This is a genomic window from Hydrogenivirga sp. 128-5-R1-1, from assembly GCF_000171895.1.
The window spans coordinates 1-1,240 of record NZ_ABHJ01000436.1; the positions used below are offsets into that span (position 1 = coordinate 1).

Consider the following 1,240-nt stretch of genomic DNA (forward strand, 5'->3'; position numbering starts at 1 on the left):
GACAAATTTAACAAAATTTACGGAAAAATTTAACTATACAAAAAACTTGTTGAAACTTTAACAGAATATGACTGGCCTGGAAATGTTAGACAGCTTCAAAATACTATAGAAAGAATGGTTATCCTATCAAAATCTGAAAAATTGGATTTTAAAGATTTACCTGTTGATATAAAAAACAAGATAAAAAATGTAGAATCTTCAAAATCACAGTTAATAGAGTCTCTACCAACCGTAGAAAAACCACATCTTCCGAAAACTGTACAGGAAATTGAAAAACAAGCTATAGAAAGAGCCCTTCAGCAGTCAGGATATGTAATTAAAAAGGCAGCTAAATTATTAGGTATGACGCCCCGTCAGGTGAGATACAGAATGGAAAAGTACAATATACCTGTTAAAAGGTAATTTTTTTATTTGTTAAAGACCTGTAAACCTCAAAACACTCTAAAGCAGCTCCAGAATTTAAACTGTATTCTGCTAAAGATACTGCCTTTTTAATATCACTTTCAAGTCCGTAAGCTGTAATTATTAATCCTGCTGTAAGTAATGCCCAATCTCTAAAAGGATTATTTTCGTTTTTTAAAACTGACAGGCATATATCTGCGTTTTCTTTCACAGATAGACTTTTTTTAAAACTTATATTTTTACTTAGCTCTTTTGGAATTATTGACAGAGAAAAAACTTTATTAGTGTTAACTTTTGTTTCTTTATTTGGATACGGTTCTATACCACCTTCCAATCCTTTGATTACAAAAATATCTTTAAAACCAACATGATGACCAATCTGGATATATTTTTCTATAAACTGAGTATGAGCTACTCCTATTAAGACTTTTGTCGTTTTAAAAGGATTGAGTAATTTTTCAATTGTATTAAGGAAGCTCCTGAGACCAAATTCTCTCCTTTTTGGGAGAAGTAAGGCAAGCTTTGGATTTAAATATTTTTGGTGATAAAATCCAAAACCTGAAAGCTCAAGTGCTTTTAAAATATCTTCTGAATTTGATTGTACAGCACATCCCATTGCATTTAAAACTTCGTGGTATGTTATGCCAAATTTAGATGGAACTTTTTCATTCCCATGACCTACAACTTTAGCTCCTGCACCTGTAGCTATAAATATAGCTGCAGGCAAAATATGAATAGATTTATTTTTACCGTCGTACCCTATAGATAAATCAACAGGTTTTAGCTCATCTGTATCAATATATTTGGTTTCATTTCTTAACGCATCAATAAAACCGTT

2 protein-coding genes are annotated in these 1,240 nt (G+C 31.1%); one reads left to right on the top strand and one right to left on the bottom strand.

Going from position 1 to position 1,240, the window contains the following annotated elements; genetic code table 11:
- Positions 1-114: 114 nt before the first annotated feature.
- Positions 115-402 (top strand): helix-turn-helix domain-containing protein, encoded by a 288-nt coding sequence (locus tag HG1285_RS00900; RefSeq protein WP_008289531.1) that lies wholly within the window; start codon positions 115-117, stop codon positions 400-402.
- Here the strand turns inward: HG1285_RS00900 and HG1285_RS00895 are convergent.
- Positions 392-1,240 (bottom strand): phosphoribosylanthranilate transferase (locus HG1285_RS00895; RefSeq protein ID WP_008289532.1); only part of this gene is annotated, 849 nt, incomplete at its 5' end. The two genes, HG1285_RS00900 and HG1285_RS00895, sit on opposite strands and share 11 nt — an antisense overlap.

Coding starts and splice junctions, on each gene's coding strand:
- HG1285_RS00900 (WP_008289531.1), top strand. CDS start 115: ATGGTTATCCTATCAAAATCTGAAAAATTGGATTTTAAAGATTTACCT.